This window comes from Flavobacterium aestivum, assembly GCF_026870175.2.
Lineage (GTDB): Bacteria > Bacteroidota > Bacteroidia > Flavobacteriales > Flavobacteriaceae > Flavobacterium > Flavobacterium aestivum.
The window spans coordinates 1,713,413-1,729,644 of the sequence record NZ_CP113977.2; the positions used below are offsets into that span (position 1 = coordinate 1,713,413).

A 16,232-nucleotide genomic window follows, 5' to 3' on the forward strand; every position below is an offset into this window, starting at 1 on the left:
AACGCCCAAATACTGCCTTATGTTAAAAAAAATATTTTTACTCCTTCTAATCGGAACCATAATAGGATGTGGTTCATCAAAACCAGTTATCGTTACTACAAAACAGCCTGTAAACTGGAAATACTCTAAGACAAAACAAAATGACAAGCCGGTAACAAGCGGGTCTAATTCTAATACAATTACGACTTCAAAAACAATGACAACTAATGAATTGATCAAAGCTTACATAGCTCAATACAGTTCTGTTGCCATGGGAAATATGAAAACATATGGGATTCCAGCCAGTATTATTTTGGCACAGGGAATTTTGGAATCAGGAGCGGGAAAAGGAGATTTGGCATTAACAGCCAACAATCATTTTGGTATCAAATGCCATAATGATTGGACAGGAGGCAAGGTTTATAAAGATGATGATTCACTTCAGGAATGTTTTAGAAAATACAATCAAGCTTCTGAATCCTATCAGGATCACGCTATGGTATTGACTGGTAAAAAAAGATATTCCAGTTTGTTTACATTGCCTAAAGGAGATTACAAAGCATGGGCAAAAGGCTTGAAAGATGCGGGATATGCTACAGATCCTAAATATCCTGAAAAATTAATAAGTTATATTGAATCATACAATTTAGGTCAATATGATGCCAAAGTTCTAGGAAAAGAAATTGCAAAAGAAGAGGCAAAAGTATTGCTTAATGACAATTTTAATGTAGATCAAGCGAGTTTATATGAAATTCAAAAAGGAGATACATTTTATTCCGTTTCGAGAAAGTTTAATTTAACGGTAGACGAATTAAAACAGAAAAATAATCTAACAGAGAACACCCTTTCGATTGGTCAGAAGCTAATCGTGAAGTAAGTTATTGGTTATCTATCGGTTTTCAGTTATTGGTTTTTAAAATATAAAAATCCAATAATCCCAAAGTCTAACAATCTAATAATCTAAGAAAGTCAAAAATTTAAAATCATAAATCATAATGATATACCAAAGAAGTAGTCAGCTTTTTGCTGAAGCAGAAAAAGTAATCCCAGGGGGAGTAAATTCACCAGTAAGAGCATTTAAAGCCGTGGGAGGAACCCCAATATTTGTAAAAAGTGCCAAAGGAGCTTATATGCTTGATGAAGACGGAAACCGATTGATCGATTATATCAATTCATGGGGACCAATGATTTTGGGTCACGCCTACGAGCCAGTTGTACAAGCCGTAATTGAGAAAGCTAAACTTGGAACATCTTTCGGGATGCCAACGGAACTAGAAACTCAAATTGCAGCTTTAGCGGTATCTATGGTGCCTAATATCGATAAAATCCGTTTTGTAAATTCAGGGACTGAGGCTTGTATGAGTGCAGTGCGTCTAGCTCGTGGATTTACCAAAAGAGATAAAATTATAAAGTTTGCAGGATGCTATCACGGACATTCTGATTCGTTTTTGATTCAGGCGGGAAGTGGTGCTGTGACTTTTGGAACTCCTAATAGTCCTGGTGTAACTGCAGGAACTGCCAAAGATACTTTGCTTGCTAAATACAATGATTTGGAGAATGTAAAGACTTTAATCGAAGCGAACAAAGATGAGATTGCAGCCATAATTATTGAGCCAGTTGCTGGAAATATGGGATGTATTCCTCCAGTTAAAGGATTTTTAGAAGGATTGCGTGAGTTGTGTACAGCAAACGGAATTTTATTAATCTTTGATGAGGTAATGACCGGCTTTAGATTAGCAAGAGGTGGAGCACAGGAGCTATTAAATATCAATGCAGATATTGTTTGTTTCGGAAAAGTAATTGGAGGAGGATTGCCAGTTGGAGCTTTTGCCGCAAGAGAAGAAATTATGAATTACTTGGCACCATTGGGACCTGTTTATCAAGCAGGAACTTTATCAGGGAATCCATTGGCTATGGCAGCGGGATTAGCGATGTTGCAGGCATTAGATAATGATCGTGAAATTTTTAAGAGACTGGAAGAGAAAACCGCTTATTTAGGTGCAGGTATCGAAAGAGTATTGAAAGCCAATAATGTTGTCTTTACTATTAATAGAGTTGGTTCGATGATTTCAGTTCACTTTGATGCAAATCCAGTAACTGATTTTCAAACTGCTGCAAATGGAGATAATGAAACCTTCAAGAAATTCTTCCATGGATTAGTTGCCGAAGGTGTTTATATCGCACCATCAGCCTATGAAACTTGGTTTATCACTGATGCATTAACTTATGAAGATTTAGATTTTACTATTCAGGCAATAGATAAAGTTTCTAAAACGTTCTAAGTATTCAATAATAAAATAAAAATTCCACTAAATTACGCCAATTGGTTTGGGTAAATTAGTGGATTTTTTGCTTGAGGTCAAAAAGGATTTGATAGGAATTATTTTTTACATTCCTCTTTTTCTTTCTTTCATTTTTTCTTTGTTTTCTTCTCTCATGGTCATCCATTTCTGGTATTGGTCGGCTGATAAAATAGCTTTCATTTTAGCTTCGGTATCTGCTTTCTCAGCTTGTAAAGTATTTTTAAATGCTGTTCTTTCTTCTGGAGTCATTTTATCTCCGCTAGATTTACGTGCCTCTCTTTGAGTTCTTGCATCTTGAGCCTTTGCGCTTTTCTCAGCTAAAATTTTACCTACGGCTTCTTGTTGTTTAGCATCCAAATTCAATTCTTTGGTTAGATGAGCCAAATGTTTTTGTTGGCGTTGCTCAGGAGTCATTTTCTCCATGTCGGCTCTGTTGGGTTTTGTGGTGGTTTCCTGAGCAAATCCTGTTAACCCCATTCCGAATACTAAGGCAATAATTAATTTTTTCATGTTTGTTTTTTTTAAGTTGTTATACCTGTTAGATAATCAGAATGTTAAAAGGTTTAATTCTCTAATGAAAGTTTGATTTTTCCCGATTAAAATACGATTTAAAAATGATAAAACTATGATTATAATCATATTCTGATTGTTAATGTTTTCTGAAATTTGTCTTAGAAATTTTAAAAACAAATCATTATGTATAAATTATCATTTATTGCAGCTGCCCTGTTAATGCTAATTTCTTGTGGGGATAAAAGTAAATCCACAGATAATTCTTCGAAAGAATCCACTTCAGAAGAAGCAACTAAAACTGAAGCAGTTGATCCGTCAACCTACGATCCAAATAGAGGATTAGGAAAATTTACAACAGTTGATTTAGGCGATAAGCTTGATGTGGCTATGGCAAAAAAAGGTGAAGAAATTCAGACCGTAAAATGTTCTTCTTGTCATAAGCTAACAGATGAAAAATTAGTCGGTCCAGGATGGAAAGGGGTTACTTCTCGTCATAAACCGGAATGGATTATGAATTTTATCACAAATCCTGACCCTATGATTGACAAAGATCCAAAACTTCAGGCACAATTAGAAATATGTCTAATGCGTATGCCAAATCAATCTTTAAGTGATGATGATGCAAGACATGTATTGGAGTATATGCGTCAAAATGATGGTGTAAAATAGGTTAGAAAATAGAATAACAACTAACAGAACATATAATGAAAAATAAATTTTTGAAAGGAACTTTAGCTCTAGCTTTAGTTGCTGCTTTTTTTAGTTCATGTAAGCCTAAAGACTCTAATGATGTAGTAAGTGGTGATGCAGCTCAAAAAGCATACGTTGCGCCAGGTAAATACGATGAGTTTTATAATTTTGTGTCAGGTGGATTTAGCGGTCAGGTTTCCGTTTATGGTCTGCCAAGCGGAAGATTGCTTAGAGTAATTCCGGTTTTCTCTGCGGATCCTCAAAGTGGTTACGGATACAATGAAGAAACTAAACCAATGCTAAATACTTCTAACGGGTTTGTGCCATGGGATGATCAACACCATACGGAGTTATCTCAAACAAATGGTGAAGTAGATGGACGTTGGCTTTTTGCCAATGCCAATAATACTCCTCGTATTGCACGTGTCGATTTAAAAACGTTTACTACAAAGGAAATTATTGAATTGCCTAACAGTGCAGGGAACCACTCCTCTCCGTTTATTACAGAGAATACAGAATATGTAGTGGCAGGTACCCGTTTTAGTGTTCCGCCAGATAATGTAAATGGAGATGTGCCAATTAATACCTATAAACAAAATTTTAAAGGCTATTTAAGTTTTGTAAAAGTAGGGAAAGAGGGTGAAATGGATATTGCTTTTCAAATTGCCGCTCCGGGTGTGAATTTCGATTTGAGTCATGCTGGTAAAGGAAAATCTCACGGTTGGTTTTTCTTCTCTTGCTACAATACAGAACAGGCTAACACTTTGCTAGAAGTAAATGCTTCTCAAAAAGACAAAGACTTTATCATGGCTGTAAACTGGAAAAAAGCTGAGGAATACATCAAAGCTGGTAAAGGGAAAAAAGTGGCTACAAAATATGTTCACAACATTTATGATGAGAAAACACATACTGCAAAATCTGAAACAAGAAATGAGGTTTTAGTTCTTGATTCTAAAGATTTCAAAGATATTTGTTATATGATACCTTGTCCAAAATCGCCTCACGGTTGTGATGTGGATCCAACAGGGGAATACATTGTGGGTAGTGGAAAATTAGCAGCCTTAATTCCGGTATTTAGTTTTGATAAATTGCAAAATGCCATTAAAAACAAACAGTTTGATGGTGAGTATGACGGAATTCCGGTTATTAAATACGAAGCTGCTTTACATGGCGAAGTACAAAAACCAGGTTTAGGACCATTGCATACAGAATTTGACGGAAAAGGAAATGCATATACTACATTCTTCGTTTCTTCTGAAGTTGTTAAATGGGATATCAAATCATTAAAAGTGTTAGATAGAGTTCCTACGTATTATTCAGTTGGACACCTTTGTATTCCTGGAGGAGACAGTAAAAAACCTTATGGAAAATACTTGATTGCCTACAACAAAATTACAAAAGACCGTTATTTGCCAACTGGACCAGAATTAGCACAAAGTGCTCAAATATTTGATATTAGTGGTGATAAAATGCAACTGATATTAGATTTCCCAACCATTGGAGAGCCTCATTATGCTCAAGCAGCACCAGCTGATTTGATTCGAAATAATGGACAGTTGAAAATTTATAAAATTGAAGAAAACAAACATCCTTATGTTACAAAAGGAGAAAAAGAATCCAAAATTGTAAGAGAGGGTAATAAAGTTCACGTTTATATGACTTCAATTCGTTCTCACTTTGCACCAGATAATATAGAGGGAATTAAATTAGGTGATGAGGTGTATTTCCATGTTACTAATTTAGAGCAGGATTGGGATATTCCTCATGGATTTGCCATCAAAGGAGCAGACAATGGAGAACTACTGATTATGCCTGGTGAAACTTGTACCCTAAAATGGATTCCTAAGAAAACTGGAATATTCCCATTCTATTGTACAGATTTCTGTAGCGCATTGCATCAGGAAATGCAAGGTTATGCAAGGGTATCTCCAGCAGGAAGTAGTGTTCCGTTAACTTTTAGTATAGGTACAAATTTGCCAGCAGCAAAATAGTATATTAAGGTTGAAATTAATGTTTTTGAACCATTAAGAAGTTAAGAATTTTAAGTGACACAATCTTAATCTGCTTAATTGCTTAGTGGTTCATTTTTTATGTCAATTTTATATTAAGAAATAAATTATGAAAACTTTAAAGATATCTTTATTTTCAAAAGTGATTCTTTTGATAGTGAGCGCCTTGTTTTTTTTCTCTTTGTTGTTCCCAATGTGGAGAATTGAACTTACTGCGCCTCAATATCCAGAAGGATTAGTATTACAATTGCATGCCAATAAAATTGCCGGAGATGTAGATATCATCAATGGATTGAATCATTATATAGGGATGAAAACCTTGCATACCGAAGATTTTGTTGAATTTTCGATATTGCCTTACGTATTTATTTTTTTTGGATTATTTACTTTGGCCATGATCTTTATAGCCAAACGCAAAGGGGTGATTATACTTTTTGTTTCGTTTGTCCTTTTTGGAATTTTAGCAGCTTGTGATTTTTATAGATGGAACTATGAGTATGGACATAATCTGAATCCTAATGCAGCGATTGTTGTACCTGGAATGGCTTATCAGCCACCCTTGATTGGATATAAGCAACTGTTGAATTTTGGAGCCTTTTCTATTCCGGATGTTGGCGGATGGATGTTGATTCTTGCAGGAGTTTTACTTTTTGGTATTTTGGTAAAAGAAAATCAATGGATCCGTAGTATTAGAAAACCGAATATAGGACCAGTTTTATTGTTTCTGTTATCATTTACTCTTTTTTCATGTACTAATTACAATGCAGTTCCTTTGGAATTAAATAAAGATAATTGTGATTTCTGTAAAATGAGCATTGCCGATGGTAAGTTTGGGGCAGAAGTGATTACCCAAAAAGGGAGAGTTTATAAATTTGATGATATTCAGTGTATGGTCAATTATTGTAAAGCAAACCAGGATACAAAAATGAAAGTGTTTTACGTAAATGATTTTACTAAAGAAAATGTTTTAATTCCTGCAGAGACTGCTTTTTTTCTTTCGGGAGAAATGATTCATAGTCCAATGAGAGGAGGAATTATCGCATTCTCATCCAAGAATGAACTTGCAGCAATACAGCCAAAATTTAATGCTAAATCAATACTTTGGGATGTAGTTTATAATAAATAATGTAAAGAGCATACCAGTTAGTTAACTAGGTAAAATCTTTATTCAATAAATATAATTTTTCAATCAGTACATGAAAAATATTTTCTATTTCATTCTTCTTATTTCCACATTGCTTAAAGCCAACGTAGTTGAAGTTGGAGTGAATAAACCCATAAAATCGATAAAAAAAGCCATCGCCATCGCCAAAGTTGGTGATACCGTTTTGGTCCATAAAGGATTGTATAGAGAAGGAAATATAGTTATCGATAAAAAGATTGTTTTCTTAGGGATAGGTTATCCGATACTGGACGGTCAAAAGAAATATGAAGTCCTCTCTGTAAAATCTGATGGTGTAATTGTAGATGGTTTCAAAATAATAAAATCCGGTTATGCAACACTCGAAGATCCCTGCGGAATAAAAGTCTACAATAAAAACCATGTTACCATTCAAAACAACATTCTGGATAATAATTTCTTTGGAATTTATATCCAAAACGGAAGGAATTGCATCGTAAAGAATAACAAAATAAGAGCTTACGGAAAAGAAGAGCAACGCATAGGTAATGGGATTCATTGCTGGAAAAGTGATAGCCTTCAAATTACAGCCAATACAGTTTCTGGTCATCGTGATGGAATTTATTTTGAGTTTGTCACCAATTCTGTAATCTGGAGAAATATTTCGGTAAAAAATATTCGTTACGGTTTGCATTTTATGTTTTCTAATGATGATGCTTATATTTCAAATGTTTTCAAAAACAATGGTGCCGGAGTAGCAGTTATGTTTACCAGAAGGGTAAAGATGTTTAATAATTATTTTGAAGAAAACTGGGGTGATGCCGCTTATGGATTATTATTAAAAGAAATCTCGGATAGCTATATCAGTGGCAATAAATTTATCAAGAACACATCAGGGATTCATATGGAAGGGACGAGTAGAATTCTTATAGAAAGAAATATTTTTGAAGCCAATGGTTGGGGCATGAAAATTCAGGCCAGTTGCATGGATAATGTAATCAAGAACAATAATTTTGTTGGGAACACTTTTGATATTAGTACCAACGGGAGTTTAGTCCTTAATACTTTCAATAGTAATTATTGGGATAAATATGAAGGTTATGATTTAGATAAGAACGGAGTAGGAGATGTTCATTATCATCCATTGAGTTTATTTGCTGTACTTACGGAAAATAACCCCTCAGCGATGTTACTTTTTAGAAGCTTTATGATTACGCTTTTAGATAAATCAGAAAAAATATTACCCAGTATCACTCCCGATAACTTTGTGGATGAAACCCCATTAATGCATTCTTTGTCTTTATGATTGAAATAAAAAATATTAGTAAAAAATTTGGAAAGTTAGAAGTTCTAAATGACATCAACCTAACTTTCAATAGTGGCGAATGTATTGCACTCATTGGCCCAAACGGTTGTGGAAAAACAACCTTAATAAAAAGTGTTTTGGGGATGGTCATTCCGTCTAAAGGAGATGTTTTATTTGATCAAAAATCTATTTTAGGTAAATACAGATACCGTGAGAATATTGGTTATATGCCACAAATGGGACGTTATCCGGATTATATGACCATTGGTCAAATTATCGAAATGATGAAGAAAATCCGCAATTCAAATCAAGAATTAGACGAAGATCTGATTAAAGATTTTGAACTGGAAAAAATGTTTGATAAACCTATGCGAACCCTTTCGGGAGGAACTACCCAAAAAGTGAGTGCCACATTGGCCTTCCTGTTCAATCCAGATGTACTGATTTTAGATGAACCAACAGCGGGTTTAGATCCATTGGCTTCTGAGATATTAAAAGAGAAAATCATCAAAGAAAAGGAGAAAGGAAAATTAATCTTGATTACGTCACATTTATTGAGTGAGCTTGACGATATGATTTCGCAAATAATTTTTATGCAGGAAGGAAAAGTACATTTTCATAAAACAATTGACGATTTATTGCTTTCTGCTAACGAACAAAAAATATCTAAAGCAATTGCTAAAATATTAAAAGAGAAAAAAAATGAATAGAATCATTAAAATTATTCTGCTCGACATTCTTAAGAATAAAATCATCATTGGGTATACCTTAATTTTGGGGCTGCTCTCTTGGAGTTCCTTTGGTTTAGAGGACAATTCTGCCAAGGGTTTGCTTACGATTCTAAACGTTATTCTGTTTACAGTGCCTTTGGTTTCGATTCTTTTTGCAACTATATATTTGTATAACAGTTCAGAGTTTATAGAGCTGTTATTAAGTCAACCCATAAAAAGAAGAAAGATTTGGTTGAGCTTGTTTTTGGGTTTGTCACTTTCTATGGTTTTGGCTTTCTGTGTAGGAGCCGGAATACCGCTTTTGATCAATGCTCCCAACGGGATAGGGACAATGATGCTTATTGTAGGATGCTTGATTTCGGTTGTTTTCGTGGCATTGGCTTTTTTGAGTTCAATTATCACTAGGGATAAGGCAAAGGGAATAGGAATAGCCATTATGACTTGGTTGTATTTTGCATTGCTTTTTGATGGAATAGTTTTGTTCTTACTGTTTCAGCTTTCAGATTATCCTATAGAAAAAGCAATGGTTTTCATAACCGCATTTAGTCCAATAGATTTAGCAAGAATACAAATATTGTTGCAACTGGATCAATCAGCAATGATGGGATATACAGGGGCAATTTTCAAGGATTTCTTTGGTACAACTTTAGGGCTAATAATGTCTTTCTTGTTGTTGTGTTTGTGGGGAGTTATTCCATTTTTTATTTCTTTAAAGAAATTTAAATATAAAGATTTATAATTCTTAGTTGAATTAATGTAGTTGAAAGTCTTGCATCATTTAGATGGTTTTGTCTTGTATCCTGTTGAAAAGAGTTTGTATTTAATGATAAATTTAAGTGGATGAAATCAGATATAAAAAATAGAGCCGATATAGAAAAGTTAGTCAATGTTTTTTATGATAAAATAAAGACTGATACTGAAATAGGTTATTTTTTTTCGGATGTAGCCAAAGTAGATTGGGAAAAACACTTGCCTATAATGTATAACTTTTGGGAAAATATTCTGTTCTCAACCGGTAATTTTGAAGGAAATCCGATGCTTAAACACAAAGAATTGCATCAGAAAAGCAAATTGAATCCAGCTCATTTTCTGCATTGGAATGTGCTGTTTAGTGATACAGTAGATGAGTTGTTTGCAGGTGATAGAGCTACAGAAATCAAACTAAGAGCAAAGAATATTGCTGCAGTTATGATGACAAAGACATTAGAGTAATTGTTTGAAAAAAAAGATTTGAAAAAAGGAAGCCGTCTCAGTTGAGATGGCTTCCTTTTTCAATTTAGTATTTGAATTAATAATACCTTTTATTTTGGAGGCATTAGCACATCACCAATAACATGAATGATTCCATTTGAAGTTGGTATTGAAGCCGTAATTTCGGAACCGTTTACGAAGGTTTTGTCTCCTTTTTTGGTGATTTTTACTTTACCACCAAAAACCATGTCAAACTCCTGACCATCTTGCATGTATTCAGTTTTCAAACTTCCTACATAGGTATGGTACCCCAATATGTTTTCTAAATCTCCTTTTTTCTCTGGTTTGAGTAAGCCTTCAACAGTTCCGGCAGGTAATTTATCAAAAGCAGCATTTGTTGGCGCAAATACTGTAAATGGACCAGCATTGCTTAATGCATCAACCAATCCGGCAGCTTTTATGGCAGCCACAAGAGTGGTGTGGTCTTTGCTTCCAGATGCGACCTGTACAATATTGGGGTTTGAGGCGTCGTCTTTTACTCCAGATTGTCCGGTTCCAGTTGTTTCTGTGCTTTCTGTTGTTTTTGCTTTTTCAGCGTTGGCGTCGTTATTTTGCTTGCAACTCAAGAAGCTCACAAAACTAACAACTAATAATAATTGAATAGTTTTTTTCATGATTATAATACTTTGGTTTATAGAACAAATTACCAAAATATCTGGTTTTTATTTTATGAGTGAAATCATAAAGCAGGATTGTTTTTAACTTTTTTTAGCGAATGATAAGTAGTGATTCCTATACCCGAAAAGAGGATCAAAGCTGTAATAAACAACAGTTCGTTTGCATAGGGTATTGGCGTGTAACTAAAAGAAGCAATCCCTTGTATGGCCAAAATTATTTCATTTATTAAAACTCCAATGGAGAATAAGATTAAACCAAATTTTATTTTTTTTGTAATTAAAATCAAATGGCAGGCATAAATATAAAACAATAGAAATAATGAGATTACAGCCAATAAAACCAAGTGCAAATAGGCGATAACAATAGGTCGGAACCCAAATGCCAGCTGACTTACCGTTGGTAATGTTGACCCTAGTTGTAAAGCTAATTTTATGATTAAGGCAAGACCAACAAAGATTAAAATATAACGTAAGACCAGAGCATAATCTTTTAGAAAACCCTTTCTTGTTTTTGTTAAAACACTAATGAATTTAAACCATACAACGACTTGTATAAACGCTGCTAATACGGTAACACCATAGAGCCATAGCGGTAGTTTTAACCATAATGTAGATAAAAAATAGGCAGGGATACAAGCTATAGCAAATAGAGTAAAAAAAGTTCCGAAAAAAGGATGCTCGGATTTTTTTAGATTTAAAAAACCGTAAAATAAACCCATACAGGCAAAGAAAAACCAACCGTTATATTGAAAATGAAGATAAAAATATACAGATGATAAATAGACATCCTGAACGATATTTTTGCTAATCATCATGTAAGCCAAATAAAAGCTTCCTAAAGAAGATAAGACATTGAACAATAATGCAGCGCAAAACCATTTTTTTGCCAAATAATCATTGTTCAGTTGTTTTAGGTCTTTTATAAATTGATAACAAAAAGTATAACTTACCAAAACAGATAGAGTAGTAAAAATAATAGAAAGCAAATCTAATTTGGGAATAATGTAACTAACTAAAAGGCCGTAGGAACAAACAAGATAGGCAATAATTATAGCCTTGTATTTGCTGCCATTAAAACCATTTATTTTAGTCTGGAGATAATGAATCATTAAGATTATTAAAGTATGGCTTATCCAACCGGAAAAGGCAAAATTGTAATGGGAATGCTGAAGTTTTTTTTGCTCTAAATAAGGAAAATCAAAGCCTATTTTATAGCGCATTAAAACACCAAGAAAAGCAACTATACAAAGATTTAACAGGGAGATTTTAAGCCAGAATTTGATGTTTAACTGCATTTAATAATATATTTTATGGTTGATGATTTCTACTTTGTTGCAAGTATTCATTTTGCATAAAACACGAATTACGGTTTCAACTCTCAAGCCGGTATGATTGGCAATTTCCTGGCGCGTATACGGAATTATTAACCTTGTATCTTTGTTATCAGTATTCTTCTTGCATGAATTTAAAAAAGAAATAATTCGGTGCTCAGGTTTATGGTTGATAATCTCGTTAGATGATTTAGATTTAGAATATACTTTTTGAGCAAGTAGAAATAAAAAAGATTTTTGAACGGATGGATATTCATCAAGAATTTTCAAAAACTTGTCCTTAGATAATTTTATGATAGTGCTGTCTTGAGTGGCAACTGCTTTTGAGGGGTAGGTTCCGTCTATAAATAAAGGAGGTTCACCAAATCCTTCTCCGCTGCAAAAAAGTCCTTGTGTGTATTCTTTACCCTCAAGATTTAGATTAAACATTCGGACTCCTCCATCAATTATTTGATAATAGAAGTTCGCCGATTCTTCTTCTTCAAAAATAACTTCGTTTTTTTTGTATTTTTTAGCAACTGCTCCCCATGTAAAAAGTAAATCTATGTCTATTTGCATAAGCTTTAAGGTTTTAGAGATGTCTAGTAAAACAAATTTATTGCCGATAAAAATATAAATTTACAAAATTTAATTGTATGATTTTTATCATGTTATGTTTTTTGGTGATGTAATAAGCAGATACTGAGCATCATTAATTTCTTATCAAAAAATAACTTAAATAACTGACATTTATCATGCAATTTTAAAAAGTGGAGTTCTATATTTGTGGTGTGAAAAAACTTATATTCATACTCATTCTAGCTATTTTTCTAAAGCCAATTTTCCCGGTAATAGAATACATGGTCAATTATGAATACATTTCAATGGTACTTTGCGAAAACAAAGCAAAGCCAATGATGCACTGTAACGGAAAATGTCATTTGATGAAAGAATTGGCCAAGGCTAATGATAATGATAAATCAGATCCTTCAGATAAAAAAGGCTATACTCCTGTTGTCGAGCTGTTGTTTTTTCAAGAGATTAATGCTATTTCGCTTTTTTCATTATCTCTTTTAGATAAAGAAAAAATGAACTACAATTATTCTAATTTGTATTCTAATATGCATTTGGAATATCTTTTTAGACCACCCATTTTTATATCTTAAATTTTTAGGTTTCTACCGTTTGGATTTTTTCAAAGGGCAGAATTCTTATGGAATCAATTGTTTGCTTTTTTTTAGAATGTCAAACATTATCAACATTAAATTTAAAATATAAAAAACACTCAAAATGAAATTTCGATTCAAAAAAAATATTCTATTATTACTATCTATTCTATCTATTCTTGCTATTGCATCTTGTTCTTCTGACTCTAACGAACCTGTCGTGAATGAACTGGAAGGATTAAACAAATTCCAAGAAGTAACAAATACAACCCATACCATCGAGTTATATAAGCGCAAAGGTGGTTTAGAACAAGGATTCAACGAAGTAGCCTTTAGAATCAAGGATAATGCAACGGGAGAATATGTAAAAAATGCAACAGCAAGTTGGATGCCAGTGATGCACATGACTTCTATGACGCATTCTTGTCCTAAATCGGCAATTGAAAAAAAATCTACAGAAGGAACATTATATGAAGGGTATCTTGTTTTTCAAATGGCACAAAATGCAACGGAATACTGGGATTTAAAAATTGATTATACCATCAAAGGAGTAGCTTATTCAGTTACTTTTAAAATTGATGTTCCAGCTTCATTAAAAAGAAGAATTAATTCTTTTAAAGGTACGGATGGTATGAGATATATAGTTGCCTACGTAGAACCTCATCAGCCTAAAGTTGCGGTAAATGATGTAGAAGTGGCAATTTTTAAGATGCAGGATATGATGACTTTTCCAGTTGTGGATAATTTAAAATTGAAAATAGATCCAAGAATGCCAAGCATGGGAAATCATAGTTCTCCCAATAATGTAGATCTGACACAAGCTGTTGCAGGTAAATCGTATAAAGGCAAATTGGCACTTACAATGACAGGTTATTGGAAAATAAACCTGCAATTGTTGAACGCTAATAATGAAGTTCTAAAAGGGGAAGCAATTACTGATGCGGTTCCTGAAAGTAGTATTTACTTTGAAATAGAATTCTAATAAGAATTAAAAGGCCAAATTATCGATTGCGATTTTTGGCCTTTTTTCAAAATTGTAAATCCGTTTTAAATTAAGTAGGATAGGATTACTATCATTAATAACGTTTGTATGGGTCAAATGATTGTGTACAAACCAATATTTTCGTTCAATGAAAAAACCAATATTTTTCCTTTTGGTGAATTTCTTTATTTCAATAACTCTTTTTGCGCAACAAGAACAGCAGGACTCAATTGCTCCCAAAACATTGAATGAAGTTATTGTAATTGGAAAAAAAACAAAGCTATATCAAAAACAAAGCAAACCATTAGCATCTATTGATGAATACCTCCAGCAGTCTGCCAAAGTAGATATGATTAAAAGAGGAGGTTATGCTTGGGAACCGATAATCAATAGTATGGCGACTGAAAGAACACTTATCACTATAGATGGGATGCGAATCTTTGGAGCTTGTACAGACAAAATGGATCCTATAACTTCATATGTAGAAGTTTTAAATCTGGCTGAGGCCACAGTGGTTTCGGGACAACAAGGAGGTTGTCATGGCGCTACAATTGGTGGTGCTATTGATTTGAAAAAGAATCAAAGCAGTTTCACGAATTTAGGATGGAAAACTGATTTTAATGCTGGTTATGAAACCAATGGGAATCAAAAAATTGCAGGGGCCGTTGTCAATTTTGTAGACAAATCATTTTATATCGACACTGATTTTATGTTTCGAAAAGCGGATAACTATTTTGCGGGAAATAACAAAGAAATAGAATTTTCCCAATTTCAAAAGTTTAATATTTCGGCTTCATCAGGAGTTAAGTTAGATGCGAATAAAATGCTAAAGGCATCAATTATTTATGATAGAGCAACAGATGTGGGATATCCCGCTTTGCCTATGGATGTTTCTTTGGCAGAAGCATTGATAACTTCTCTGAGTTATGAATATGTTCCTGTTGCAAGCACTATTCAATCTTGGGAAACCAAGTTGTATTACAATACGGTTACACACGTTATGGATGATACTAAGCGTCCTAATGTGCCAATTCATATGGATATGCCGGGTCGGAGTGATACATATGGAATGTATTCTAAAGCAAAAGGTGTTTTTGGCAAACATAATTTTACTGCAGATGTGAGTTCATTCTACAATCGTTCTATTGCCGAAATGACAATGTATCCTAATAATCCAAACGAAAACATAATGTTTATGTACACTTGGCCAGACGTTAGGACTTTGTATTACGGATTGTTTCTGGAAGATAACCTAGTATTGAATACGAATTCTAGTTTACTCTTTACCGCAAGTATTGCCAGTCATAGTAATAAAGTTGCTAGTCAGTTTGGATTAGAAAGTTTACAGATTTTTTATCCTAACATGAATGCTACTAATAATAGAATTCTAGGTAGTTTTTCAACCCATTATAACTATAGTCACAGCGGTTTTGAATGCGGTTTGGGATTAGGATATGGAGAACGGGCACCATCCGTTTCTGAGGGTTATGGATTTTACTTATTCAATAGTTTTGATGGATACGATTATATAGGAAATCCAGAACTGAAAAACGAACAATCCTTAGAATCGAGTATGTCTTTTGGCTATTCAAAAAGTAAATGGAGTTCGAAACTATCGGCAACAGTTTTTTATATGCCCAATTATATAGTAGGCACACCAGACCCTAGTTTAATCCCGATGACCATTGGAGCCAATGGAGTCAAAATATTCACAGCTCTAGATTATGCGACTCTGTTTAATATGGATTTGAATTTGGAATATCAAATTTTAGAAACCTTAAAATGGCAAGGGCAGATGGTGTATGCCTATGGAAAGGATTGCAATAATAGGAATTTGCCTTTTATAAGTCCGTTTAGTTATTCGAGCGCTTTTAATTATTTAAAAAATCGATTTTCGGCAACCCTAGCGGTTGTTGGAAATGCTACTCAATCGCAATTCAGTCCGTACTATGGTGAAAATAGAACACCAGATTATGCTATTCTAAACAGTTTTATAGGTTATTCTTTTTATGTGAAAAACAACAAATGGAATGTTAGGTTAGGAGTTGAGAATATTTTTGATGCTTACTATTCAACTTTTTCAAGTTGGAATAACATTCCGAGCAAAGGAAGAAATTTTGTTTTGAATTTAAATTTTGGATTGTAATATAAACAAGATGAAATTGTCGATACGCTTTATTCGCTGCTTATAGAGATTTGAAAAAGAGAGAAGCTTAAGTATTAATTTTGCCATTATTTCCTCATTATTGTGTGAT

16 protein-coding genes are annotated in these 16,232 nt (G+C 33.6%); 12 read left to right on the forward strand and 4 right to left on the reverse strand.

The features are described from left to right. Nucleotides 1–19: 19 nt before the first annotated feature. A complete protein-coding gene (locus OZP08_RS07520) occupies nucleotides 20–856 on the forward strand; it encodes a glucosaminidase domain-containing protein (protein ID WP_281323366.1) in 837 nt (278 codons plus the stop codon). A gap of 118 nt (nucleotides 857–974) precedes the next feature. Further along, a complete protein-coding gene (hemL, locus tag OZP08_RS07525) occupies nucleotides 975–2,261 on the forward strand; it encodes a glutamate-1-semialdehyde 2,1-aminomutase (RefSeq protein ID WP_281323367.1) in 1,287 nt (428 codons plus the stop codon). 105 nt (nucleotides 2,262–2,366) lie between these two features. Here the strand turns inward: hemL and OZP08_RS07530 are convergent, their stop codons facing one another. Then, nucleotides 2,367–2,792, reverse strand: a complete 426-nt coding sequence (locus OZP08_RS07530) for a DUF4890 domain-containing protein (protein ID WP_281323368.1) — start codon at nucleotides 2,790–2,792, stop codon at nucleotides 2,367–2,369. 222 nt (nucleotides 2,793–3,014) lie between these two features. On the opposite strand from OZP08_RS07530, the gene OZP08_RS07535 reads away from it, so the two are divergent. The 7 genes from OZP08_RS07535 to OZP08_RS07565 all read left to right on the forward strand — a co-directional run bounded on the left by OZP08_RS07535 (nucleotide 3,015) and on the right by OZP08_RS07565 (nucleotide 9,863). Then, the gene (locus tag OZP08_RS07535) at nucleotides 3,015–3,464 is read left to right on the forward strand and encodes a c-type cytochrome (protein ID WP_281323369.1); all 450 of its coding nucleotides are present in this window, start codon (nucleotides 3,015–3,017) and stop codon (nucleotides 3,462–3,464) included. Between the two features lie 35 nt (nucleotides 3,465–3,499). After that, nucleotides 3,500–5,476: a Sec-dependent nitrous-oxide reductase gene (gene nosZ / locus OZP08_RS07540; RefSeq protein ID WP_268849012.1), complete on the forward strand. Its 1,977-nt coding sequence runs from the start codon at nucleotides 3,500–3,502 to the stop codon at nucleotides 5,474–5,476. Between the two features lie 127 nt (nucleotides 5,477–5,603). Then, nucleotides 5,604–6,620 (forward strand): nitrous oxide reductase accessory protein NosL, encoded by a 1,017-nt coding sequence (locus OZP08_RS07545; protein WP_281323370.1) that lies wholly within the window; start codon nucleotides 5,604–5,606, stop codon nucleotides 6,618–6,620. Nucleotides 6,621–6,690: 70 nt separating this feature from the next. Further along, entirely contained in the window at nucleotides 6,691–7,920 is a 1,230-nt protein-coding gene (locus tag OZP08_RS07550; RefSeq protein WP_281323371.1) for a nitrous oxide reductase family maturation protein NosD, read from the forward strand. Beyond that, entirely contained in the window at nucleotides 7,917–8,630 is a 714-nt protein-coding gene (locus OZP08_RS07555; RefSeq protein WP_281323372.1) for an ABC transporter ATP-binding protein, read from the forward strand. The genes OZP08_RS07550 and OZP08_RS07555 overlap by 4 nt, the downstream gene beginning before the upstream one ends. Beyond that, nucleotides 8,623–9,390: an ABC transporter permease subunit gene (locus tag OZP08_RS07560; protein WP_281323373.1), complete on the forward strand. Its 768-nt coding sequence runs from the start codon at nucleotides 8,623–8,625 to the stop codon at nucleotides 9,388–9,390. The genes OZP08_RS07555 and OZP08_RS07560 overlap by 8 nt, the downstream gene beginning before the upstream one ends. Before the next feature lie 101 nt (nucleotides 9,391–9,491). Continuing rightward, nucleotides 9,492–9,863, forward strand: coding sequence for a group III truncated hemoglobin (locus tag OZP08_RS07565; protein WP_268849018.1), 372 nt, complete (start codon nucleotides 9,492–9,494; stop codon nucleotides 9,861–9,863). 89 nt (nucleotides 9,864–9,952) lie between these two features. Here OZP08_RS07565 and OZP08_RS07570 read toward each other — a convergent pair whose 3' ends face one another. The 3 genes from OZP08_RS07570 to OZP08_RS07580 form a co-directional block, all read right to left on the reverse strand. Next, complete coding sequence (locus tag OZP08_RS07570; protein ID WP_268849019.1) at nucleotides 9,953–10,516, reverse strand: fasciclin domain-containing protein; 564 nt, start codon at nucleotides 10,514–10,516, stop codon at nucleotides 9,953–9,955. 65 nt (nucleotides 10,517–10,581) lie between these two features. Beyond that, nucleotides 10,582–11,814, reverse strand: coding sequence for a hypothetical protein (locus OZP08_RS07575; RefSeq protein WP_281323374.1), 1,233 nt, complete (start codon nucleotides 11,812–11,814; stop codon nucleotides 10,582–10,584). After that, nucleotides 11,815–12,408: a Crp/Fnr family transcriptional regulator gene (locus OZP08_RS07580; protein ID WP_281323375.1), complete on the reverse strand. Its 594-nt coding sequence runs from the start codon at nucleotides 12,406–12,408 to the stop codon at nucleotides 11,815–11,817. It abuts the gene before it with no gap. Between the two features lie 212 nt (nucleotides 12,409–12,620). Here OZP08_RS07580 and OZP08_RS07585 point away from each other — a divergent pair, with 212 nt between their 5' ends. The 3 genes from OZP08_RS07585 to OZP08_RS07595 all read left to right on the forward strand — a co-directional run bounded on the left by OZP08_RS07585 (nucleotide 12,621) and on the right by OZP08_RS07595 (nucleotide 16,123). Then, the gene (locus OZP08_RS07585) at nucleotides 12,621–12,995 is read left to right on the forward strand and encodes a hypothetical protein (protein ID WP_281323376.1); all 375 of its coding nucleotides are present in this window, start codon (nucleotides 12,621–12,623) and stop codon (nucleotides 12,993–12,995) included. Between the two features lie 124 nt (nucleotides 12,996–13,119). After that, complete coding sequence (locus OZP08_RS07590) at nucleotides 13,120–13,977, forward strand: hypothetical protein (protein ID WP_281323377.1); 858 nt, start codon at nucleotides 13,120–13,122, stop codon at nucleotides 13,975–13,977. A 148-nt stretch (nucleotides 13,978–14,125) separates the two neighbouring features. After that, the gene (locus OZP08_RS07595) at nucleotides 14,126–16,123 is read left to right on the forward strand and encodes a TonB-copper family protein (RefSeq protein ID WP_281323378.1); all 1,998 of its coding nucleotides are present in this window, start codon (nucleotides 14,126–14,128) and stop codon (nucleotides 16,121–16,123) included. Nucleotides 16,124–16,232: the final 109 nt, after the last annotated feature.

Excerpts from the sequence above, each read along its gene's own strand:
- OZP08_RS07580 (WP_281323375.1), bottom strand. The coding sequence starts at position 12,408 with ATGCAAATAGACATAGATTTACTTTTTACATGGGGAGCAGTTGCTAAA.
- OZP08_RS07535 (WP_281323369.1), top strand. The coding sequence starts at position 3,015 with ATGCTAATTTCTTGTGGGGATAAAAGTAAATCCACAGATAATTCTTCG.
- OZP08_RS07565 (WP_268849018.1), top strand. The coding sequence starts at position 9,492 with ATGAAATCAGATATAAAAAATAGAGCCGATATAGAAAAGTTAGTCAAT.
- OZP08_RS07595 (WP_281323378.1), top strand. The coding sequence starts at position 14,126 with ATGAAAAAACCAATATTTTTCCTTTTGGTGAATTTCTTTATTTCAATA.
- OZP08_RS07550 (WP_281323371.1), top strand. The coding sequence starts at position 6,691 with ATGAAAAATATTTTCTATTTCATTCTTCTTATTTCCACATTGCTTAAA.
- OZP08_RS07560 (WP_281323373.1), top strand. The coding sequence starts at position 8,623 with ATGAATAGAATCATTAAAATTATTCTGCTCGACATTCTTAAGAATAAA.
- OZP08_RS07530 (WP_281323368.1), bottom strand. The coding sequence starts at position 2,792 with ATGAAAAAATTAATTATTGCCTTAGTATTCGGAATGGGGTTAACAGGA.
- OZP08_RS07570 (WP_268849019.1), bottom strand. The coding sequence starts at position 10,516 with ATGAAAAAAACTATTCAATTATTATTAGTTGTTAGTTTTGTGAGCTTC.
- nosZ (WP_268849012.1), top strand. The coding sequence starts at position 3,500 with ATGAAAAATAAATTTTTGAAAGGAACTTTAGCTCTAGCTTTAGTTGCT.
- OZP08_RS07590 (WP_281323377.1), top strand. The coding sequence starts at position 13,120 with ATGAAATTTCGATTCAAAAAAAATATTCTATTATTACTATCTATTCTA.
- hemL (WP_281323367.1), top strand. The coding sequence starts at position 975 with ATGATATACCAAAGAAGTAGTCAGCTTTTTGCTGAAGCAGAAAAAGTA.
- OZP08_RS07545 (WP_281323370.1), top strand. The coding sequence starts at position 5,604 with ATGAAAACTTTAAAGATATCTTTATTTTCAAAAGTGATTCTTTTGATA.
- OZP08_RS07520 (WP_281323366.1), top strand. The coding sequence starts at position 20 with ATGTTAAAAAAAATATTTTTACTCCTTCTAATCGGAACCATAATAGGA.
- OZP08_RS07575 (WP_281323374.1), bottom strand. The coding sequence starts at position 11,814 with ATGCAGTTAAACATCAAATTCTGGCTTAAAATCTCCCTGTTAAATCTT.
- OZP08_RS07555 (WP_281323372.1), top strand. The coding sequence starts at position 7,917 with ATGATTGAAATAAAAAATATTAGTAAAAAATTTGGAAAGTTAGAAGTT.